The organism is Frigoribacterium sp. AC394 (assembly GCF_979258095.1).
In genome coordinates this window covers 809,464-830,288 of sequence record NZ_OZ409834.1, presented here as the reverse complement: position 1 = coordinate 830,288, position 20,825 = coordinate 809,464, and the positions used below count along the sequence as shown (strand labels likewise).

Genomic DNA, 20,825 nt, shown 5'->3' with positions numbered 1-20,825 from the left:
CCAGGGCTCGACCGGCAGCGGCGACACCCCGTCATCACCGTCACATCATCACGAAGAGGAACCCGGCCCCGATGCCTCCAGAAGCGACGCCCCTCCCCGGCGGCACGACCCGTGCCTCCGGGCGCGGCACCAGTCCCGACGCCACCACCGCGCCTCCCGTCCTGACCGGCTCGGGCGCGATCCTCAAGTCGCTCGAATACCTCGGCGTGACCGACGTCTTCGGCCTGCCGGGCGGCGCGATCATCCCGTTCTACGACGAGCTGATGGCCTCGACGGCGATCCGTCACATCCTGGTCCGGCACGAGCAGGGCGCCGGTCACGCCGCCGAGGGCTACGCGGCCTCGTCGGGTCGGGTCGGCGTGGCCATCGCCACCTCCGGCCCCGGCGCGACCAACCTCGTCACGGCCATCGCCGACGCCTACATGGACTCCGTGCCCCTGCTGGCCATCACCGGTCAGGTGTTCTCGACCCTGATGGGCACGGACGCCTTCCAGGAGGCCGACATCGTCGGCATCACCATGCCGATCACGAAGCACTCGTTCCTCGTGACGAAGCCCGAGGACGTCCCCGCCACCCTCGCGGCGGCCTATCAGATCGCCAGCACGGGTCGACCCGGCCCGGTGCTCGTCGACATCACCAAAGACGCCCAGCAGAACAGCGCGCCCTTCATCTGGCCGCCCGTCGTCGACCTGCCGGGCTACCGACCGGTGACCAAGGCGCACGGCAAGCAGATCACGGCCGCGGCCCAGATGATCGCCGATGCGAAGCAGCCCGTCTTCTACGTCGGCGGCGGGGTCATCCGCGCCGGCGCGTCCGCCGAGCTCAAGACCCTGGTCGAGGCCACCGGCGCCCCCGTGGTGACGACCCTGATGGCTCGAGGCGCGTTCCCCGACTCGCACCAGCAGCACCTCGGCATGCCGGGCATGCACGGCACCGTCCCGGCCGTGCTCGGTCTGCAAGAGAGCGATCTGATCATCGCGCTCGGCGCCCGCTTCGACGACCGCGTCACGGGCAAGGCCGATCTCTTCGCGCCGAACGCCAAGGTCGTCCACGTCGACATCGACCCCGCCGAGATCTCGAAGATCCGCATCGCCGACGTCCCCATCGTGGGCGACGCGAAGGTCGTCATCCCCGACCTCACGAGCGCCTTCCTCGAGGTCACCGGTGGCACGCGCCCCGACATCTCGGCCTGGTGGGAGCACCTCGACGGGCTGCGCGAGCAGTTCCCCCTCGGCTACACCGAACCCGACGACGGCCTCCTCTCGCCCCAGGGTGTCATCCAGCGGATCGGCGAGCTCTCGGGCCCCGAGGCGGTCTACGCGTCGGGCGTCGGACAGCACCAGATGTGGTCGGCGCAGTTCATCCAGTACGAGCGTCCGAACGCCTGGCTCAACTCCGGAGGCGCGGGGACGATGGGCTACTCCGTCCCGGCCGCCATGGGCGCCAAGGTCGCGCAGCCCGATCGCGTGGTCTGGGCCATCGACGGCGACGGCTGCTTCCAGATGACCAATCAGGAGCTCGCCACCTGCGTCATCAACGACATCCCGATCAAGGTCGCGATCATCAACAACTCGTCGCTCGGCATGGTGCGGCAGTGGCAGACGCTGTTCTACGAGGGCCGCCACTCGTTCACCGACCTGAACACGGGGCACGAGACGCGCATGGTGCCCGACTTCGTGAAGCTCGCCGACGCGTACGGGGCCCTGGGCATCCGCGTGCGTCGTGAAGACGAGGTGGACGCCGCCATCAAGCTGGCGCTCGAGACGAACGACCGCCCGGTCGTCATCGACTTCGTCGTCAGCCGCGACGCCATGGTGTGGCCGATGGTGCCCCAGGGCGTCTCGAACTCCGCGATCCAGCACGCCCGAGCCCTCGCTCCCGAGTGGGACGACGAGGCGCCCGGCACGAGCGCCTCCGACACCACGCGCGACGGCGACATGACAGGAGAGCACGCATGAGCCACGTCCTGAGCCTCCTGGTCGAAGACAAGCCGGGTCTGCTGACGCGGGTCGCCGGCCTCTTCGCCCGCCGCGGCTTCAACATCGAGAGCCTCGCCGTCGGCAAGAGCGAGCTCGAGGGCTTCAGCCGCATCACGGTCGTCGTCGACGTGGAGGAGCTCCCGCTCGAGCAGGTCACGAAGCAGCTGAACAAGCTCGTCAACGTGATCAAGATCGTCGAGCTCGACTACTCGCAGTCGGTGCAGCGCGAGCACATGCTGATCAAGGTGCGGGTCGACAACACGACCCGATCGCAGGTGCTCGAGGCCGTGACGCTCTTCCGCGCCTCGGTCGTCGACGTCTCGACCGACGCCCTCGTCATCGAGGTGACCGGCGACACGGGCAAGACCAACGCCCTGCTCCGCGTGCTCGAGCCCTACGGCGTGAAGGAGATCTCGCAGTCGGGTCTGCTGGCCATCGGCCGCGGCGCGAAATCGATCACCGACCGCGTCTTCAAGAACTAGACCGGCGGGGCGCGGTCGACCCGCGCCTCCTCGGCCCCCATCAACCGACATCCACCGACACCCGTCGACAACCGAGGAGTATCACCACTGTGACTGAAATCGTCTACGACAACGACGCCGATCTGTCGATCATCCAGGGCAAGAAGGTCGCCGTCATCGGCTACGGATCGCAGGGCCACGCGCACGCGCTCAACCTGCGCGACTCGGGCGTCGAGGTCGTCGTCGGCCTGAAGGAGGGCTCGAAGAGCCGCGCCAAGGCCGAAGAGGCCGGGTTCACCGTGCAGACGCCCGCCGAGGCCTCGGCCTGGGGCGACGTCATCGTCATCCTCGCGCCCGACCAGGTGCAGCGCCACGTCTACGCCGACGACATCGCCCCGAACCTCGCCGACGGCAAGGCGCTCGTCTTCGGGCACGGCTTCAACATCCGCTTCGGCTACATCGAGGCGCCCGCAGGCGTCGACGTCGTGCTCGTCGCCCCCAAGGGTCCGGGCCACACGGTCCGCCGCGAGTTCGAGGCGGGCCGCGGCGTCCCTGTCATCGTCGCCGTCGAGCAGGACGCCTCGGGCTCCGCCTGGGACCTCGCCTGGTCGTACTCGAAGGGCATCGGCGGTCTGCGTGCCGGCGGCATCAAGACCACCTTCACCGAAGAGACCGAGACCGACCTGTTCGGCGAGCAGGCGGTGCTCTGCGGCGGCACCTCGCAGCTGATCCAGTACGGCTTCGAGACCCTCACCGAGGCCGGCTACCAGCCGCAGATCGCCTACTTCGAGGTGCTGCACGAGCTCAAGCTGATCGTCGACCTCATCTGGGAGGGCGGCCTGGCCAAGCAGCGCTGGAGCGTCTCCGACACGGCAGAGTACGGCGACTACGTCTCCGGCCCGCGCGTCATCACCCCCGACGTGAAGGACAACATGAAGGCCGTGCTCGCCGACATCCAGTCGGGCGCGTTCGCCAAGCGGTTCATCGACGACCAGGACGCCGGCGCCCCCGAGTTCAAAGAGCTGCGCAAGAAGGGCGAGGAGCACCCCATCGAGGCCACCGGCCAGGAGCTCCGCGCGCTGTTCGCCTGGAAGCAGCAGGACGCCGACTACGTCGACGGCAGCGCCGCCCGCTAGTCGCCCGTCTCGTCACCGAGTCACCCCACGAGGGCCTCGCACCGCCCGGTGCGGGGCCCTCGCGGCGTCCGCCCGGTCGGCCTCGCCGTGGCATGATCTAAGGCATGGCAGATCGCAAGACAGCAGTCCACTTCGGCGCCGGCAACATCGGCCGCGGCTTCGTGGCCCAGTTCCTCCATGCGAGCGGATACGAGGTCGTGTTCGCCGACGTGAACGACGACCTCATCGGCTCGTTGCAGTCGCAGTCGTCGTTCGAGGTGCACGAGGTCGGCGAAGACAGCCGCACCACGGTCGTCGACGGCTACCGGGCGATCAACAGCCGCTCCGACGAGGAGGCGCTGGTCGCCGAGATCGCGGCCGCCGACATCGTCACGACCGCGGTGGGCGCCCGCATCCTGCCGTTCGTCGCCCCGGTCATCGCGAAGGGCCTCGCCGCCCGCGACGCCGACCGCCCGGCCCTCGCGGTCATCGCCTGCGAGAACGCCATCAACGCGACCGACTCGCTGGCCGCCGCCGTGCGCGAGCACGACCCCGCCGGCAATGCCGTCTTCGCGAACTGCGCCATCGACCGCATCGTCCCCGAGCAGGCCGGCGGCACCCTCGACGTCACCATCGAGTCGTTCTTCGAGTGGGTCGTCGAGAGCACGCCGTTCGGCGACGACCGACCCGAGATCGAGGGCGTCACCTGGGTGGACGACCTCGAGCCGTTCATCGAGCGCAAGCTCTTCACCGTCAACACCGCCCACGCGGCGGCGGCTTACCACGGGTTCCGTCGCGGTCTCACGAGCATCCGCGAGGCTCTCGACGACACCGAGGTCATGGCCGAGGTGCGGGGCGTGCTCGCCGAGACCAAGTCCCTCCTCGTCGCCAAGCACGGGCTCGAGGCCGACGCGCAGCAGGCCTACATCGAGAAGAACTTGGTGCGCATCGCGAACCCGCACCTCCCCGACACGACCGAGCGGGTGGGGCGCAACCCGCTCCGCAAGCTCAGTCGGCACGAGCGGTTCGTCGGTCCTGCGGCGCAGCTCGCCGAGCGGGGGATGCCGTCCGAGGCGCTCGTCCGCGCCGTCGGTGCCGCCCTGGACTTCTCCGTGGCCGACGACGTCGAGAGCGTCGAGCTGCAGGCCCTGCTCGTCTCGGGCCTCGGTGTCGACGAGCTGACGACGACGCTCACGGGCGTCCTCGCCGACCACCCGCTCTTCCCGGCTCTGCGCGACGCGGTGGCCGCCAAGACGTCGGCATGACCCCGAGCGGCCCCGGCGCACCCGACCACGGAGACGACGACGCGCTGAGCTGGGGCGACGAGCTCGACGCCAGCCACATCGACGGCCCGGCCCGCCACGCCTCGACGATCGGATCCGACGGCGACCTCGACGACGACCCGAGCGCCGTCCGGCCGATGAGCTCGGCGTCGCTGATCGCCCACGGGGTGCTCGGCGGGGTCTTCCTCCTCTGCTCGGTCGGCTGGGTCGCCCTCGTCGGCCGCTTCGGGTACACCTTCGCCACCCCCGTCGCGACGGGCCTGTGGCGGTTCGGCGTGCTCCTGGCCGTGGCGGCGCCGGTGCTCTGGTTCGTCTCGTCGATCGTGCTCGTGCCCGCTGCGGCCACCCGCCGGCGCATCCTCGCCATGATCGTCGGCGCGCTGGTCGTCGCCCCCTGGCCCCTCCTGATCGGCGCGGGCGCATGAGCCGGGCATCCGCCGGGGCGACGGTCGGCACCCGACGCGACCGCGCCTCCTCGGTGGTGTTCGTCGCCCTCGTCGTGCTGTTCGGTCTGCTGTTCGCCTACGACCTGTTCGAGGCCGTCACGAACCTGGTCTCCGTGCCGGGGCAGGCGCGATACGCCAACAACGACTTCTACGCCGAGAACGGCCTCGACGGTCTCGTGGCGTCGCCGCCGTGGTTCGCCCTCATCGCGAACGTGGCGCTGCCGCCCGCGGCCTTCGTCGCCGCGCTCGTCGTGGTCCGCCGTCGGCCGCTGCCCGTCGTGGCGCTGGTCATGCTCGCGGGCCTCGCTGCGGTGGCCGCCCTCAGCCTGACGATCACGGCGTACGTGCAGAGCGTCTGACGCCGTCCCGCCGACCCGGGGCGTCACACGTCGACGGAGTCGATAGAGTGACGACAGCCGCGCCCACGGCGCGTCGCGGCCGTCCCCCGACTCTCTCTTTAAGGACATCGTCTCCGTGGCAAAGCCCGTCGTGTTGATCGCAGAAGAACTCTCACCCGCAACCGTCGAGGCCCTCGGCCCCGACTTCGACGTGCGATCGGTCGACGGCACCGACCGTCCGGCCCTCCTCGCCGCGCTGGCCGACGCCGACGCCGTGCTCGTGCGCTCGGCCACCCAGGTCGACGCCGAGGCCATCGCCGCGGCACCGAACCTCAAGGTCGTCGCCCGTGCCGGCGTCGGCCTCGACAACGTCGACATCAAGGCGGCCACGACCGCCGGTGTGATGGTCGTCAACGCCCCCACGTCGAACATCATCTCGGCGGCCGAGCTGACGGTCGGGCACATCCTGAGTCTCGCCCGGCACATCCCCGCCGCGCACGCGGCCCTCGCGCAGGGTCAGTGGAAGCGCTCGAAGTACACCGGGGTCGAGCTGTTCGAGAAGACCGTCGGCATCGTCGGTCTGGGTCGGATCGGTGCCCTGATCACGGCCCGTCTGCAGGCGTTCGGCGTGAACGTCGTCGCCTACGACCCCTACGTCACCCCGGCGCGGGCGCAGCAGCTCGGGGTCACGCTCCTCTCGCTCGACGACCTGCTGGCCACGGCCGACTTCGTCACCATCCACATGCCGAAGACCCCCGAGACCACCGGCATGATCGGTCTCGAGCAGATGAAGGCCATGAAGAAGAGCGCGTTCGTCGTGAACGTCGCGCGCGGCGGTCTCATCGACGAAGGCGACCTCTACGAGGCGCTCACGACGGGCGAGATCGCCGGTGCGGGCCTCGACGTGTTCGTGTCCGAGCCCCCCGTCGACCAGAAGCTGCTCGCTCTCGAGAACGTCGTGGTCACGCCGCACCTCGGTGCGTCGACGTCCGAGGCGCAGGAGAAGGCGGGCGTCTCGGTCGCCCGTTCGGTGCGCCAGGCCCTGGGCGGCGAGCTCGTCCCCGACGCCGTCAACGTCGCCGGGGGAGTCATCGACCCCTACGTGCGACCGGGCATCGGCCTGGTCGAGAAGATCGGGCAGGTCTTCTCCGGCCTCGCCGACAGCCCCCTCACGAGCGTCGACGTCGAGGTGCGGGGCGACCTCGTCGAGTACGACGTCAGCGTCCTGAAGCTCGCCGCACTCAAGGGCATCTTCACCAACATCGTCAGCGAGTCGGTCAGCTACGTGAACGCGCCCCTGCTGGCCGAGCAGCGCGGCATCACGGTCCGTCTGCTCACCGACCCGGCGAGCGACGAGTACCGCAACGTCATCACCCTGCGCGGCTCGCTCAGCGACGGCTCGCAGATCTCGGTGTCGGGCACGCTGACCGGCACGAAGCAGGTCGAGAAGATCGTCGAGATCAACGGCTACGACGTCGAGGTGCCGCTCGCGAAGCACCACCTCGTCATGGTGTACGGCGACCGCCCCGGAATCGTGGCCGTCTACGGGCGCGAGTTCGGCGAGGCGGGCATCAACATCGCCGGCATGCAGATCGCGCGTCGCAGCGCGGGCGGCCAGGCGCTCAGCGTGCTGACCATCGACAGCCCCGCGCCCGACGAGCTCGTCGAGAAGGTCCGCGTCGCGATCGACGCCGAGCTGCTGCGCGAGATCGACATCACGCTCTAGTCCGACCGCACCCCCCTGACCGCCCGCCCCCGTATCCAGGGGCGGGCGGTCCGTCGTCCGGCGGTGGAGCGGCCGAGACGTCGCCGAGGAGGCGCGGCCTCAGATCTCGAGGGATTCGTGAGCCGCCAGCAGGACGGCCCGCCCGCCGGCCGATTCGGCGCTCGACCGGAGCCGGTCGAAGTGCATGGCGAGCCCGGCATCGCTGAGGGTGCGTTCGTGCGTGGGGAACACGGTGGTCGCGCCGACGGCGGTGACGTAGTCCATGGCCTCCGAGATCTTCAACCACGGGGCGCCCACGGGTGCGGCGAGGATCTCGACGGGAACGGGCGGGACGGTGAACGCGTCGCCGGGGTAGAAGAGCCGACCGTCGACGAGCACGCCGACGTTGTCGACGACGGGGATCGACTCGTGGATGACGGCGTGACGCGAGCCGTGGAACGCGAGGCCGAACGGGCCGACCTCGATCGTGTCGCCGTCCGCGACGACGTGGACGTCGAAGTCGGCCGCCGCGGAGGCGACTCCGGCCGGACCGTGGATCGTCATGCCGGGGTTCGTCGCGAGCAGGTGGGCGAGCTGGTCGGGCGTCCAGTGGTCGGGGTGCTCATGCGTCACGACGACGGCGTCGACGTCGGCGACGTCGATCATCGGCGATCCGAACGACCCGGGGTCGACGACCAGGCGCCGCCCCTCGATCTCGATGATCAGGCAGGCGTGTTCGAGTTTGGTGAGGCGCATGGGCGCGACTCTACGCGCGGATCCAGGCGACGCCGTCGAGTCATCCCGAGGGCGTCGGCTCGAGGAGACGCCCGGTCCAGTCGCGCAGGGCGGTGACGGCCCGGCGCGACAGGGTCGCCTCCGGCATCATGCTCCCGAACCCGTGGAACGCCCCCGGCCACACGTGCAGCTCCGCCTGCACGCCCGCCGCCCAGAGCGTGCTCGCGTACGCGACGGTCTCGTCACGGAACACCTCGGTGCTGCCGCAGTCGACGTAGGCGGGGGGCAGGCCGGTCAGGTCGGTCGCCCGGCCGGGAGCGGCGTAGATCGACACGTCGTCGCCGCCGCGACGGTCTCCGAGGTAGGCGTCCCAGCCGAACCGGGTCATCTCGCGGTCCGCGACGCCCACCCCGTCGAACTGCCGGGCGGAGAGCGTCGCGTCACGGTCGTCGAGCATGGGGCTGACGAGCACCTGCCCGACGACGGCGGGCCCCCGCCGATCCCGGGCGAGGAGCGCCGTGCCGGCCGCGAGCCCGGCTCCGGCGCTCTGGCCGACCAGGACGATCCGCTCGGCGTCGACGCCGAGCTCGTCGGCGTGCTCGGCGACCCAGACCAGGCCGGCGTAGCAGTCCTCGACCGGGTACGGGTCGGGGTGCTCCGGGGCGAGACGGTAGTCGGGGCTGATCAGGACGACGTCGTGCACGAGCAGCCAGTCGTCGTACGAGTCGAGATTGCCGAGGTGGTGGCCGAACATCATCCCGCCGCCGTGGATGGCGTAGGCGCAGGCCGCGGTGCCGGTGCGGCCGATGCGCTGGACGACCGCGAGGGCGATCGGGTCGCCGAGGTGCCCGGGGACGGTGATGCTGCGCCTCTCGAGGCCGCGGGCCCGCAGTCCTTCGTCGAGCTGCGCCTCCGTCGTGTCCAGCTGTCGCATCTGCGGCAGCATGGCGGTCTCGAGGCGGAAGCGGCCGCGGGCGTCCATCGCCTCCAGGAAGGGCGCGAAGTCGGGGTCGAACGGCGGGCGGGGCAGGGCGGTGGTGTCAGACACGGGAGGACTCCTGGGTGGTGGGGGTGAGAGCGGACGAGGGGGCGGGTGCAGTGGTGCCGAGGGTGGTGTCGGCGGCCCGGGCCCGGACCATCCCGACCGCGACGAGCACGGCGGCGACCGCGGCGAGACCGAGCCCGGCGACGGTGAGGGCGTTCTCGAAGGACGCGAGCCGCGAGTCCGTCCACGGGGCGGTCGTGATGCTGCCGGTGACGAACGCGGCGACGATCGTGCCCGCGGCGGCGACGGCGGCTCCTCCGGCGAGCTCGCTCGAGGTGTCGACGAGGGCCGCGCCGACCGAGGTGCGGTCGGCCGGGAGACCCGTGAGCACGGAGGCTCCGGCCACGACGCCGACGACGCGCATGCCGACGGCGACGAGCACGAGCGCGACGAGCACCCAGACGTACCCATGACGACTCAGGGCGCCGAAGACCGCGAGGCCCGACACGACAGCGGCGGCGCTGACCCCGGCGGCCCGGCTCAGGCCGACCCTCTGCACGAAGGGCCCGACGAGACGGCCCCCGGCCAGGAGCACGACGACCTGCGGCAGCGTGCCGATGGCGGCGAGGGCCGGCGGCCAGCCCCAGGCGAACTGCAGCTGCAGCGTGACGAGGTACGACAGCCCGGCGACGGCGAGGCCCGACGCGGCCTTGAACGCCAGGCCGCTCGACACCAGGGGGCGGGCGAGCAGGTGCAGGTCCACCACCGGGTGCCCCGCCGTCCGCAGGCGCACGACGAACCCGACCCCGCACGCGACGGTCAGGGCGACGGCGACCCACCCCCACGAGGAGGCGGTGGTCGCCCCCACGAGGACGCTCGGCGTCACGAGCAGCCCGGTCACGGTCGCAGCGCCCAGCAGCGCACCGCCCACGTCGATGGGCTCCCGTCGCAGCCCCGCCGCGTCGTCTCGAGCGACGCCGCGCCGGATGCCGATGAACGCGAGTACGGCGATCGGCACGTCGGCCAGCAGCAGCACCTGCCACGGGGCGACGGCGAGCACGAACCCGCCGACGGTCGGGCCGACGGCGAGGCCGACCAGCCCCGCGGTCGAGATCACCGTGAGAGCCCGGACGCGGAGGCCCTCGTCGTCGAACAGCCGGAACGCCAGCGCCATCGACCCGGGGGTGGTCATCGCCGCGGCGACGCCCGTCAGAACCCGGACGGCGATCAGCTGCTCGGTGGTCGTGACCGCCACGGTGGCGAGGCTCGCCACGGCCAGCAGCGCGAGGCCCGCGAGCATGACACGGCGGCGCCCCACCCGGTCGGCGACGGCGCCGAAGAGGAGCATGAGCCCGCCGAAGGCGACCGCGTAGGCGCCGGACACCCACTGCAGCCCCGTCGTCGACGAGCCCAGCTCACGGCCGATCGTCGGCAGGGCGACGTTCAGCACCGAGGTGTCGAGCATCTCGAACAGGAACACCGCGGAGAGCCCGGCCAGGGCGATCCACGAGTCGGAGAGCCGGGGAGGCGCGTCGCCGGCACGCAGCCGACCGCGGGTGGAAGAGGGACTGGGGGACACGGGGGCGCACTCCTTCTGGGAAGAAGTGGCGACTCGTCCGATGCCGCGTGCGGGTGCGTCGCAGATCGCGACGCCTTTTACCTCAGTGCTGAGCACCATACACCCGCTGCCGCAGAAGGCGGACTCCCGCTGCTCCGGCGCAGTCCGGCAGCGCCTGCGACCCGGCTCCGCACCGCGCGCCCGGGCCGATTTGTGCGGCGCTCGACAGCTGTGGCATACTCGACGAGTTGCAAATACGGCCCCATCGTATAGCGGCCTAGTACGTCGCCCTCTCACGGCGGTAACACGGGTTCGAATCCCGTTGGGGTCACCACCACGAAACCCGCTCGGCTCCGGCTGAGCGGGTTTCGTCGTCTCCCGCCACCCGGTACCCGGCACCCGTCGCCGGTCGAGGCCAAGACCCGCCGACCGCTCGATCAGTCACGGCGTGGCCACGACGTCCCGGGCCGTCCCTTCGAGCAGACGGGCCACCCCGTCCACGTCGACCTCGACAAAGCGCCCGGCCCAGGTGCCGATCTGCAGCTGACCCGCGAACGACCACAGCGTCTCGCCCGTCGCGAGGTCGAACCCGACGAGGGTCGAGCGCCCGCCCGAGCTGCCGAAGGCGAGGGCGTACCCGACGGTGCGCGACGCGGCGACCACCACCGCGCCGTCCGGCAGGGCGATGGTAGCGCGGGCGGCCCCGGTCTCGCCGTCGAGGGCGACGACCGACTGCGGGCCGGCGCCGGGTGCGGTGACGGTGGCGTACACCGTGTCGTCGGTCTGCCCGGGCAGCCCGTCGGCGCTCGAGGCCCCGTCCGCCGGCCTCGACCACCGCACCTCCCCGGTGCTCCAGTCGACGCAGCTGAGCTGGTCGTCGCTCAGATCGGTGACGGTGAGGCACGTCCGCGACGTCGAGTACGAGCCCGACGCCTCCGGGGTGGAGGTCCACAGCGGACGTCCGTCGAGGTCGACGGCGGCGAAGCCCCGGTCGACCCCGCGGACCGGCCCCACGATCGAGTCCGGGCGGGCGACGTAGCCGCCGAGCGCGGCGAGATCCCCCCGCCACGGGGTCTCGCGACCGTCGAGTCCGACCTGCACCGTGCCTCCCGGGCGGGCGACCACGAGGCGGTCCGGCAGAGCGAGGGCCTGGCCCTCGAGACTCCCGGGGCCCGCCCAGATCACGAGGTCGAGATCGCGGACGTCGCGCAGCTGGAATGCATACGTCGCGCCCTCCGCCGTCTGTCCGCCGGTCATCACCGTGCGGCCCGCCGTCTGGAACTGCTCCGAGTCGACCGTCGTCACCGGTGCCGTCCGCTGCCTCAGCTCACCGGTGGTCGCGTCGAGGCTGACGAGGACCGTCTGGCCACCCGCCCGGGCCCGCACCACGACGATGCGGGCGTCGTCGACGACGGTGGCCGACGCGAGCTCCACCGGGCCCCGCAGCCCGAGCGCGTGGAGGTCGTCGGCCACGTCGTACACCCACAGCACACGCCCGAGGTCGGTGTCGAACGACGCCAGTCGAGTGCCCACGCCCGCCGTGGCCCCGCCGCAGTCGCCGTCGTTGGCGAAGCCGTAGGTCCACGCGCCGGCCGCGCGCAGCAGCACCCGACGATCGTCGATCGGCTCGTCCCGGAACCGCAGGCACTCCGCCGGCGTCCCGGGCGCGAGCGCGGCACCGAGGTCGATCGACCAGCCGGTGGCCGTCGGGGCCTCCCGCAGGTCGTCCACCGCGATCCCGCGCCACGGCGGGTCCGCCCCGTACCGCGGCTGCCCGGGAACGAGCGCGACGATCACGACGACGGTGACGATCACGCCGACGAGGTAGGCGGTCGCGATGCGGCGGGCCGAGGAGGCGCGGTGCCAGCGCGAACGGACGCGACCGCCCCGTCGACGGGAGGTCCGTCGGGCGCCGTCGTGCGCCTCCTCGGCTCGTCGGTCGGATGGCCGGGTCATGAGGTCGCCCCGATCCGCTGACCGCCGCCGAGTCGACGCGCGACGCCCACGCCGTCGACCTCGACGAGCGCTCCGCCCCAGAACGAGACGCTGCCCGCCGAACGGAGTGTCCAGAGCGGGCGTCCCGAGGCGGCGTCGTGGGCGGCCACGGCCCTGCTCTGCGGCGAGGCGCCCTTCGCCAGGTAGACGACGGTGCGTGAAGCTGCCACGACCGTCTCGAGATCGCCCGCGGGGACGTCGAACACCGACCGCCCGGTGGGGCCGTCGAGCGCCGTGAGTCGAGGTCGACCGTTGCGACGGGCGATGCCGTAGACGTCGTCGGACACCTGGCCGGGCACTCCGCGCGCCGTCGCGGCCGCACCGTCGACGGACCAGCTCGTCGCGCCGTCGGAGGGCCGCAGGCACGTCGTCGTGTCGTCGTCGGACGTCACGAGCAGGCAGCCGGGCGTCGATGCGATCGAGCGGGCGTCGAGGGGACGCGCCCATCGGGCGGCGCCGTCGGGGTCGAGGGCCGAGACGACGCGGCCGCCGGGACCGGAGCGCACGGCGAACAGGTCGTCGTCGCCGCCCGGCCCCGGTGAGCCGGCCGCGACCAGATCGGGGTCCGACCGGTACGGCGTCATCTCGCCGGTGCGCCCGTCGATCCTGACCGTGCGCCCCTCGATCCGCACGATGAGGGCGCCGGGCACCAGCAGGGGGGTGGCGCCCCGATCCGCGGATCCGCGCCAGACCGGCACGGTCAGCGCGGCGGCGTCGACGAGGGCGTACGCGTCGGGGTCGCCGACCGCGGCCGCGGCCGAACGCAGCTGGAGGCGACCGAGCGTGGCCACGCTGATGCTCGGCAGGTCGCGGCGCTCGCGGGCGGTCTCGAGGTGCCGTCCGTCGTCGAGGGCGAGCGCCGCCTGCACGAGTCCGCGTTCGGACTGCGTCTGCACGAGCACGCGGCCCGCCGCCGGCACCACCTGGGCCGACGGGATGCTCGTCGGGTCGGCGTCGGGGACGTCGTCGACGAGGTCGTGCACCCAGACGGCGACTCCGGTGCGGACGTCGACGAGGGCGACGCGGCTCGTGTCGTGGGCGAACGCCGCGGTGCGGCACTCGGCGGCCTGCGCGAGGTCGTCGGCGCGGAGGTCCACGTCGGCCTCGAGGTCGAGGTCGATCGAGGTGGTGACGGCGACGAGACCGGACTCGGCCGCTGACGGCCAGAGGTGCACGCAGTGCGCGGGCGCCTCGGGGGCCAGCAGCGCCGCGAGATCGAGCGACCAGAGGGTCTCGCCGGGGGCCGAGCGGAGGTCGTCGACGACGAGTCCGCGCCACGGCGGCTCCGTGCCGTAGTCGGGATCGGCCGCCCACCCCGCGGCCAGCACGATCGCCGTCGCGACGAGCAGCGCCAGGTAGCCCCCGAGGAGGCGCGGCGCACGTCGACCGCGGACGGCGCGCAGTCGTCGCCACGGGTCGCGCGCGGGGCCGGGCAGGGGGTCGGGCACGGGCGGATCGACCTCCTCGTCGAGCGGCGCCGTCGGTGCGTCCGACGACTGCCGTCATCGTATTCGGAGCCGTCCGCATCGGTGCTCGCCCGATCGGCGGGAATGGGCGGACCGGCCCCGCGCGTTGCTCCCTCGACCGAAGGCCCGCGCCCGACCCTGGCGTAGACTTCGACGATCATCCGAGCAGCAGACATCGAGAGAGGCGGGCCCGTGGGTAGAACGCTGGCCGAGAAAGTATGGGACGACCATGTGGTCGTCAAGGGCGAAGACGGCGCCCCCGACCTTCTCTACATCGATCTCCACCTCGTCCACGAGGTCACGAGCCCGCAGGCCTTCGACGGCCTCCGTCAGGCCGGGCGGCCGCTGCGTCGCACCGATCTGACGATCGCGACCGAAGACCACAACACCCCCACGCTGGCGATCGATCGGCCGATCGCCGATCTGACCAGCCGCACGCAGATCGAGACACTGCGTCGCAACACGGCCGAGTTCGGCGTGCGCCTGCACCCCCTCGGCGACGCCGAGCAGGGCATCGTCCACGTCGTCGGCCCGCAGCTGGGGCTCACGATGCCCGGCATCACCGTGGTCTGCGGCGACTCGCACACCTCGACCCACGGGGCCTTCGGGGCCATGGCGTTCGGCATCGGCACCAGCGAGGTCGAGCACGTCATGGCGACGCAGACCCTGCCGCTCAAGCCGTTCAAGACGATGGCGGTCACGGTCGAGGGCACCCTCCGACCCGGTGTCACCGCGAAGGACATCATCCTGGCCGTCATCGCCCAGATCGGCACCGGCGGCGGGCAGGGCTACGTGCTCGAGTACCGCGGCAGTGCGATCCGCTCCCTCTCGATGGAGGGGCGCATGACGATCTGCAACATGTCGATCGAGGCCGGTGCCCGGGCCGGCATGGTCGCCCCCGACCAGACCACCTACGACTACCTCCGCGGTCGCCAGCACGCCCCCGAGGGCTCCGACTGGGACGACGCGGTCGCCTACTGGCAGACCCTGCCGACCGACGACGACGCCGTGTTCGACGCCGAGATCTTCCTCGACGCCGACGAGCTCGAGCCGTTCGTCACCTGGGGCACGAACCCGGGTCAGGGGGTCTCGCTCAGCGAGTCCGTGCCCGACCCCGAGGCGATCGTCGACCCGAACGAGCGCGCCGCCGCGTCGCGCGCCCTCGAGTACATGGCGCTCGAGGCCGGCACGGCCATGAAAGACATAGCCGTCGACGCCGTCTTCATGGGGTCGTGCACGAACAGCCGGATCGAAGACCTCCGCGCGTTCGCGTCGATCATCCGGGGTCGCACCAAGGCCGAGGGCGTCCGCGTGATGGTCGTGCCCGGCTCCGCCCGGGTCCGCCTCGAGGCCGAGGCCGAGGGTCTCGACAAGGTGTTCACCGACTTCGGCGCCGAATGGCGCTTCGCCGGCTGCTCGATGTGCCTCGGCATGAACCCCGACCAGCTCGCACCGGGCGAGCGCTGCGCGTCGACCTCGAACCGCAACTTCGAGGGCCGTCAGGGCAAGGGCGGTCGCACCCACCTCGTCTCGCCGCTCGTGGCGGCGGCGACCGCCGTCCGCGGCACGCTGTCGTCCCCGTGGGATCTCACCTCCGACACCCCGATCGGCGACGCCCTCGCCGAGCGCCTGACCGGCACCCCTTCAGGAGGCGCGCTCTGATGGAGAAGTTCACCACCGTCACCGGGGTGGCGGCGCCGCTGAAGCGGTCGAACGTCGACACCGACCAGATCATCCCCGCCGAGTTCCTCAAGCGGGTCACGAAGACGGGTTTCGAAGACGCCCTGTTCTTCTCCGCCCGCCAGGACCCTGACTTCGTGCTCAACCGACCCGAGTACCAGGGCGCCCGCGTCCTGATCGCCGGGCCCGACTTCGGCACGGGCTCGAGCCGCGAGCACGCCGTCTGGGCCCTCCGCGACTTCGGCTTCGACGTGGTGCTCAGCGCCCGCTTCGGTGACATCTTCCGCGGCAACTCGGGCAAGCAGGGTCTCCTCGCCGCGATGGTGGCCGAAGACGACATCGAGCGCCTGTGGGCGGCCGTCGAAGCCGCCCCCGGTGTCGAGATCACCGTCGACCTCGAGTCGCAACGCGCCACGATCGGCGACCTGTCGGTTCCGTTCGAAGTCGATGCTTACACTAAGTGGCGACTCCTCGAAGGCCTGGACGACATCGGCCTGACCCTCCGCGACGAAGCGGCCATCACAGAATTCGAAACCCGCCGCGCCGCATGGCGCCCGAAGACATTGCCGGTGAAGTAAGTGAACTCGCTCATCCAAGACGCAGCAGCAGCAGGGGCCCGTGTGGGGCTCAAGTCCGACGAGATCGTCATCCGCGGCGGCAAGCCGCTGATCGGTCGCATCGAGGTGCGCGGCGCCAAGAACCTCGCCACCAAGGCGATGGTCGCGTCGCTGCTGGGCGACACCCCGAGCATCCTGCGCGACGTGCCCGACATCAGCGACGTCAACGTCGTCCGCGGTCTGCTGTCGGTGCACGGCGTCCGCATCACCGACCCGGCCCGCGGCGAGATGATCCTCGACCCGTCGAACGTCGAGTCGGCCCACTTCGCCGAGATCGACGCGCACGCCGGCTCCAGCCGCATCCCGATCCTCTTCTGCGGCCCGCTGCTGCACCGTCTCGGCGAGGCGTTCATCCCCGACCTCGGCGGCTGCCGCATCGGCGACCGCCCCATCGACTTCCACCTCGACGCCCTCCGTGCGTTCGGCGCCGTCGTCGACAAGTCGTACAACGGCATCCACCTGACCGCCCCGAACGGTCTCGCGGGCGCCAACATCGAGCTGCCCTACCCGAGCGTCGGCGCCACCGAGCAGGTGCTGCTGACCGCTGTGCTCGCCACGGGTGTCACCGAGCTCCGCAACGCGGCCATCGAACCCGAGATCATGGATCTCATCGCGATCCTCCAGAAGATGGGCGCCATCGTCTCGGTCGAGCCGAACCGCGTCATCTTCATCGAGGGCGTCGAGAAGCTCCGCGGATACAAGCACCGGGCCATCAACGACCGCAACGAGGCAGCGAGCTGGGCCGCCGCCGCTCTCGCCACGAAGGGCGACATCTTCGTCGAGGGCGCCGACCAGAAAGACCTCATGACGTTCCTCAACGTCTTCCGCAAGGTCGGCGGCGACTTCGACGTGCACGAAGACGGCATCCGGTTCTTCCACCCGGGCGGCGAGCTCAAGCCCGTCGTCGTCGAGACCGACGTCCACCCCGGCTTCATGACCGACTGGCAGCAGCCGCTCATCGTGGCTCTCACGCAGGCGCAGGGCACGTCGATCGTGCACGAGACCGTCTACGAGAACCGGTTCCAGTTCACCGAGGCCCTCAACGACATGGGTGCCGACATCACGGTGCACAAAGAGGGGCTGCCCGGTCACGACCGTCGCGTGGCGCGTCGCGAGTTCGAGCAGGCGGCGGTCATCAACGGCCCGACCGCGCTGCACGGCGCCGACATCCGCGTCCCCGACCTGCGCGGCGGCTTCAGCCACCTCATCGCGGCCCTGACGGCCGAGGGCGAGTCGAAGATCAGCAACGTCGGCATCATCAGCCGCGGGTACGAGCACTTCATCGCGAAGCTCCGCAAGCTGGGCGCCGACTTCGACTTCAAGGGCTGATCGGAGCGTGGCACCCCACGGCGACCCGGACGCCCCCGTCGTCCCGGTCGCGACGCGTGGGCGCCGCATGGACAAGGGCGCGATCTTCCGGGCCCTGGCCATCCCTGCGGCGCCGTTGTTCGATCTGATGGCGAAGATCGAGGTCGTCGACGGGCAGAAGCTGCCCGCCTCCGGCTCGTTCGTGCTGACGCCCAATCACATCACCAACATCGATCCCGTCGTGGTCGGGCGGGTGATGTACGGACTGGGACGTCTGCCGAGGTTCATGGCCAAGGCGTCGCTCTTCCGGGTGCCCGTGTTCGGCCGGCTGATGCACGCGATGGGGCACATCCCCGTCGAGCGCGCCGGTCGCACCCACGACAGCGATCCGCTGGCCGCGGCGCGTCGACTCACGTCAGTGGGCGGCGGGGTCATCGTCTACCCCGAGGGAACCCTCACCCGCGACCCCGACCTCTGGCCCATGAAGGGCAAGAGCGGGGCCGTGCGGTTGGCCCTCGCCGCGGGTGTGCCTCTCGTGCCCGTCGCCCACTGGGGCAGTCAGGAGCTCATGGGGCGCTACTCGGCGAAGCTCCGTCCGTTCCCCCGCAAGCGGATCCGCGTGATCGTCGGCGATCCCGTCGATCTCTCGGCCTACCGCGACCGGCCCCTCGACCAGGCCTCCATGACCGAGGCGACCGCCCTCGTCATGGCGGCGATCACCGGACTCGTCGAGCGCCTCCGTGACGAGCAGGCCCCCGCCGAGCCCTGGAACCCCGCCAAGAACGACCAGAAGGAGACCGGCCGCTTTGAGTAGTCCTGCGTCGCGCGAAGGCGCGATCGAAGCACTCGGCGAGGGCGCCGTCACCACCGAGGCGATCTCGATCGTCATGCGAGAGTCCGTGCCGCGCCGAGTCGCGGTTCTCGGCTCGGGCAGCTGGGGCACGACCTTCGCGAAGGTCCTCGCCGAGGGCGGCGCCGACGTCACTCTCTGGGCACGACGCCCCGAGGTCGCCCGCGAGATCACCGAGAGCAAGCGCAACACCGACTACCTGCCGGGCATCAACCTCCCGCGCACCCTGGTGGCCTCGTCGAGCGTCGAGACCGCCCTGGCGGGCGCCGAGCAGGTCTACCTGTCGGTGCCCAGTCAGACCCTCCGCGACAACCTCTCGGCGATCCGCTCGCTCGTGCCGCACGGCGTTCCCGTGGTCAGCCTGATGAAGGGCGTCGAGAAGGCCACCGGCCTCCGCATGAGCGAGGTCATCGAGAGCGAGCTCGACATCGACCGGTCGCTCATCGCCGTGGCCTCGGGCCCGAACCTCGCGCTCGAGATCGCGAAGCGACAGCCGACCGCTGCCGTCGTGTCGTCGCACAGCCTCGAGACGGCGACGCTCGTCGCCGCGACCGCCACCAATCCGTACTTCCGCTCGTTCGTCAACACCGACGTCATCGGCACCGAGTTCGGGGGCGTGCTGAAGAACCTCATCGCGGTCGCCATCGGCATCGTCGACGGCGTCGGCTACGGCGAGAACACGAAGGCGTCGATCATCACGCGCGGTCTCGCCGAGATGACGGCGTTCGCGGTGTCGTTCGGGGCCAAGGCCGAGACGCTCGCCGGTCTCGCCGGGCTCGGCGACCTCATCGCGACGTGCGAGTCGCCCCTGTCGCGGAACAACACCGCGGGGCGCCTCCTCGGTCAGGGGTACGCCTTCGGCGACGTCGTGCGGCAGATGAACCAGACCGCCGAGGGTCTCGCGTCGGTCGCGCCGATCCTCGAGCTCGCCCGCGGTCGCGGCGTCGACATGCCCATCGTGCAGCAGGTCGCCGAAGTGCTCGCCGGTACGCTTGACCCGCGGAACATCGCTCCGCACCTCACCGAGACCAGCGAGCCCCAGGGCGAGTGACCGGGGGTCGACGGCGCGAGCCGGTGCGACGCCGCCCCGAGTCGTCTGCCCGCCGACCACCCCGAGAGTGACCCCGATGAGCATCGACCAGGCCAGCCCCGCTCCCACCCCCCTCGCGGGCGCCAAGCAGACGGTCGTCGTGCTGTTCGGCGGCCGGTCGAGCGAGCACGCGATCAGCTGCGCCACCGCCGGGGGAGTGCTCTCGGCCATCGACCGCAGCCGCTACGACGTCATCCCCGTCGGCATCACCCGCGACGGAGCCTTCACCCTGCAGGCGGACGACGCATCGAGCTTCTCGCTGACCGGCGAGACGCTGCCGGCCGTCGTCGACAACGGCACGAGGGTGCACTGGCCCGAATCCGCGTCGACTCGCGAGCTCTCGGTGGTCGAGCCGGACGGCTCGGTCCGGCTGCTCGGTGCCGTCGACGTCGTCTTCCCGATCCTGCACGGTCGCTTCGGAGAAGACGGCACCGTCCAGGGGCTCCTCGAACTCGTCGGCCTCCCGTACGTCGGGGCGGGTCTGCTGGCGTCGTCCGTCGGGATGGACAAGCACTTCACGAAGACCGTGCTGCAAGAGGCCGGCATCGCGGTGGCCCCGTGGCGCACCGTCCGCCGTCGCACCTGGCTGAGCGATCCCGACCAGGTGATCGCCGACGTCGCGCCCCTGGGGTTCCCCGTCTTCGTCAAGCCGGCCCGTGCGGGGTCGAGCGTCGGCGTGTCACGGGTCGACTCCGAGGCGGAGTTCGCGGCCGCGATGGAGATCGGGCTCGCGGAAGACGGCAAGGTGCTCGTCGAGGCCGCCGTCTCGGGTCGTGAGATCGAATGCGCCGTTCTCGGCGGGCGCGACGGCGGGTCGCCCCGCACCTCCGTCGGCGGTGAGATCGTGCTCGGCAGCGACACCTTCTACGACTTCGAGTCGAAGTACCTGGGTGCGCCCGGCGCCGATCTCGTCTGCCCGGCCGACCTCACCGACGACCAGCTGGCCGAGATGCAGCGACTCGCCGCGCTCGCGTTCGAGTCCGTCGACGGCACCGGGCTGTCGCGGGTCGACTTCTTCCTCACCGACACCGGCTGGGTGATCAACGAGATCAACACCATGCCCGGCTTCACGCCGATCTCGATGTTCCCCGCCTGCTGGCTGGCCAGCGGTCTCAGCTACCCCGAGCTCATCACCGAGCTGATCGAGCTCGGGCTGCAGACCGAGCGCTGACCGGCCGGGGCCGACTCGCGAAGTCGACCCGTGCCTCCTGGGG

Annotated in this window: 18 protein-coding genes and 1 tRNA gene; 14 read left to right on the top strand and 5 right to left on the bottom strand. The window is 71.4% G+C overall.

What is annotated here, in order from left to right:
- Window positions 1–71 precede the first annotated feature (71 nt).
- The 7 genes from ACZZY9_RS03755 to serA all read left to right on the top strand — a co-directional run bounded on the left by ACZZY9_RS03755 (window position 72) and on the right by serA (window position 7,348).
- The gene (locus ACZZY9_RS03755; protein ID WP_463463038.1) at window positions 72–1,958 is read left to right on the top strand and encodes an acetolactate synthase large subunit; all 1,887 of its coding nucleotides are present in this window, start codon (window positions 72–74) and stop codon (window positions 1,956–1,958) included.
- Window positions 1,955–2,461: an acetolactate synthase small subunit gene (gene ilvN, locus ACZZY9_RS03750; RefSeq protein ID WP_192058388.1), complete on the top strand. Its 507-nt coding sequence runs from the start codon at window positions 1,955–1,957 to the stop codon at window positions 2,459–2,461. Before ACZZY9_RS03755 ends, ilvN begins: the two co-directional genes overlap by 4 nt.
- An 89-nt stretch (window positions 2,462–2,550) precedes the next feature.
- Entirely contained in the window at window positions 2,551–3,576 is a 1,026-nt protein-coding gene (gene ilvC / locus ACZZY9_RS03745) for a ketol-acid reductoisomerase (RefSeq protein ID WP_320479029.1), read from the top strand.
- Between the two features lie 104 nt (window positions 3,577–3,680).
- Complete coding sequence (locus tag ACZZY9_RS03740) at window positions 3,681–4,820, top strand: mannitol-1-phosphate 5-dehydrogenase (protein ID WP_463463037.1); 1,140 nt, start codon at window positions 3,681–3,683, stop codon at window positions 4,818–4,820.
- The gene (locus ACZZY9_RS03735) at window positions 4,817–5,263 is read left to right on the top strand and encodes a hypothetical protein (RefSeq protein WP_463463036.1); all 447 of its coding nucleotides are present in this window, start codon (window positions 4,817–4,819) and stop codon (window positions 5,261–5,263) included. The genes ACZZY9_RS03740 and ACZZY9_RS03735 overlap by 4 nt, the downstream gene beginning before the upstream one ends.
- Complete coding sequence (locus tag ACZZY9_RS03730; protein ID WP_463463035.1) at window positions 5,260–5,643, top strand: hypothetical protein; 384 nt, start codon at window positions 5,260–5,262, stop codon at window positions 5,641–5,643. Before ACZZY9_RS03735 ends, ACZZY9_RS03730 begins: the two co-directional genes overlap by 4 nt.
- Window positions 5,644–5,758: 115 nt before the next feature.
- A complete protein-coding gene (gene serA / locus ACZZY9_RS03725; RefSeq protein WP_463463034.1) occupies window positions 5,759–7,348 on the top strand; it encodes a phosphoglycerate dehydrogenase in 1,590 nt (529 codons plus the stop codon).
- Window positions 7,349–7,447: 99 nt separating this feature from the next.
- Here the strand turns inward: serA and ACZZY9_RS03720 are convergent, their stop codons facing one another.
- From ACZZY9_RS03720 to ACZZY9_RS03710, 3 genes are read right to left on the bottom strand one after another with little or no spacing between them, the layout of a single operon-like run.
- Window positions 7,448–8,083: an MBL fold metallo-hydrolase gene (locus ACZZY9_RS03720; RefSeq protein ID WP_463463033.1), complete on the bottom strand. Its 636-nt coding sequence runs from the start codon at window positions 8,081–8,083 to the stop codon at window positions 7,448–7,450.
- 40 nt (window positions 8,084–8,123) lie between these two features.
- Complete coding sequence (locus ACZZY9_RS03715; RefSeq protein ID WP_463463032.1) at window positions 8,124–9,110, bottom strand: alpha/beta hydrolase; 987 nt, start codon at window positions 9,108–9,110, stop codon at window positions 8,124–8,126.
- Complete coding sequence (locus ACZZY9_RS03710; RefSeq protein WP_463463031.1) at window positions 9,103–10,626, bottom strand: MFS transporter; 1,524 nt, start codon at window positions 10,624–10,626, stop codon at window positions 9,103–9,105. Before ACZZY9_RS03710 ends, ACZZY9_RS03715 begins: the two co-directional genes overlap by 8 nt.
- Window positions 10,627–10,863: 237 nt before the next feature.
- Here ACZZY9_RS03710 and ACZZY9_RS03705 point away from each other — a divergent pair.
- Window positions 10,864–10,939 (top strand) — tRNA-Glu (locus tag ACZZY9_RS03705).
- Between the two features lie 107 nt (window positions 10,940–11,046).
- Here ACZZY9_RS03705 and ACZZY9_RS03700 read toward each other — a convergent pair.
- Both ACZZY9_RS03700 and ACZZY9_RS03695 read right to left on the bottom strand, forming a co-directional pair.
- The gene (locus ACZZY9_RS03700) at window positions 11,047–12,561 is read right to left on the bottom strand and encodes a hypothetical protein (protein WP_463463030.1); all 1,515 of its coding nucleotides are present in this window, start codon (window positions 12,559–12,561) and stop codon (window positions 11,047–11,049) included.
- A complete protein-coding gene (locus tag ACZZY9_RS03695) occupies window positions 12,558–14,048 on the bottom strand; it encodes an outer membrane protein assembly factor BamB family protein (RefSeq protein WP_463463029.1) in 1,491 nt (496 codons plus the stop codon). Before ACZZY9_RS03695 ends, ACZZY9_RS03700 begins: the two co-directional genes overlap by 4 nt.
- 210 nt (window positions 14,049–14,258) lie before the next feature.
- Between ACZZY9_RS03695 and leuC the strand changes: the two genes are divergently transcribed.
- From leuC to ACZZY9_RS03665, 6 genes are all read left to right on the top strand, one after another.
- Window positions 14,259–15,728 (top strand): 3-isopropylmalate dehydratase large subunit, encoded by a 1,470-nt coding sequence (gene leuC / locus ACZZY9_RS03690; RefSeq protein ID WP_243215506.1) that lies wholly within the window; start codon window positions 14,259–14,261, stop codon window positions 15,726–15,728.
- Window positions 15,728–16,324, top strand: coding sequence for a 3-isopropylmalate dehydratase small subunit (gene leuD / locus ACZZY9_RS03685; RefSeq protein ID WP_192058365.1), 597 nt, complete (start codon window positions 15,728–15,730; stop codon window positions 16,322–16,324). Before leuC ends, leuD begins: the two co-directional genes overlap by 1 nt.
- Entirely contained in the window at window positions 16,325–17,692 is a 1,368-nt protein-coding gene (murA, locus tag ACZZY9_RS03680; protein WP_463463028.1) for a UDP-N-acetylglucosamine 1-carboxyvinyltransferase, read from the top strand.
- Between the two features lie 7 nt (window positions 17,693–17,699).
- A complete protein-coding gene (locus tag ACZZY9_RS03675; RefSeq protein WP_463463027.1) occupies window positions 17,700–18,485 on the top strand; it encodes a lysophospholipid acyltransferase family protein in 786 nt (261 codons plus the stop codon).
- A gap of 73 nt (window positions 18,486–18,558) precedes the next feature.
- A complete protein-coding gene (locus tag ACZZY9_RS03670; RefSeq protein WP_463464630.1) occupies window positions 18,559–19,572 on the top strand; it encodes an NAD(P)H-dependent glycerol-3-phosphate dehydrogenase in 1,014 nt (337 codons plus the stop codon).
- A 76-nt stretch (window positions 19,573–19,648) separates the two neighbouring features.
- Window positions 19,649–20,782 (top strand): D-alanine--D-alanine ligase family protein, encoded by a 1,134-nt coding sequence (locus tag ACZZY9_RS03665; protein ID WP_463463026.1) that lies wholly within the window; start codon window positions 19,649–19,651, stop codon window positions 20,780–20,782.
- Window positions 20,783–20,825: the final 43 nt, after the last annotated feature.

Coding starts and splice junctions, on each gene's coding strand:
- ACZZY9_RS03755 (WP_463463038.1), top strand. CDS start 72: ATGCCTCCAGAAGCGACGCCCCTCCCCGGCGGCACGACCCGTGCCTCC.
- ilvN (WP_192058388.1), top strand. CDS start 1,955: ATGAGCCACGTCCTGAGCCTCCTGGTCGAAGACAAGCCGGGTCTGCTG.
- ACZZY9_RS03740 (WP_463463037.1), top strand. CDS start 3,681: ATGGCAGATCGCAAGACAGCAGTCCACTTCGGCGCCGGCAACATCGGC.
- ACZZY9_RS03735 (WP_463463036.1), top strand. CDS start 4,817: ATGACCCCGAGCGGCCCCGGCGCACCCGACCACGGAGACGACGACGCG.
- ACZZY9_RS03730 (WP_463463035.1), top strand. CDS start 5,260: ATGAGCCGGGCATCCGCCGGGGCGACGGTCGGCACCCGACGCGACCGC.
- ACZZY9_RS03720 (WP_463463033.1), bottom strand. CDS start 8,083: ATGCGCCTCACCAAACTCGAACACGCCTGCCTGATCATCGAGATCGAG.
- ACZZY9_RS03700 (WP_463463030.1), bottom strand. CDS start 12,561: ATGACCCGGCCATCCGACCGACGAGCCGAGGAGGCGCACGACGGCGCC.
- leuD (WP_192058365.1), top strand. CDS start 15,728: ATGGAGAAGTTCACCACCGTCACCGGGGTGGCGGCGCCGCTGAAGCGG.
- ACZZY9_RS03670 (WP_463464630.1), top strand. CDS start 18,559: ATGCGAGAGTCCGTGCCGCGCCGAGTCGCGGTTCTCGGCTCGGGCAGC.
- ACZZY9_RS03665 (WP_463463026.1), top strand. CDS start 19,649: ATGAGCATCGACCAGGCCAGCCCCGCTCCCACCCCCCTCGCGGGCGCC.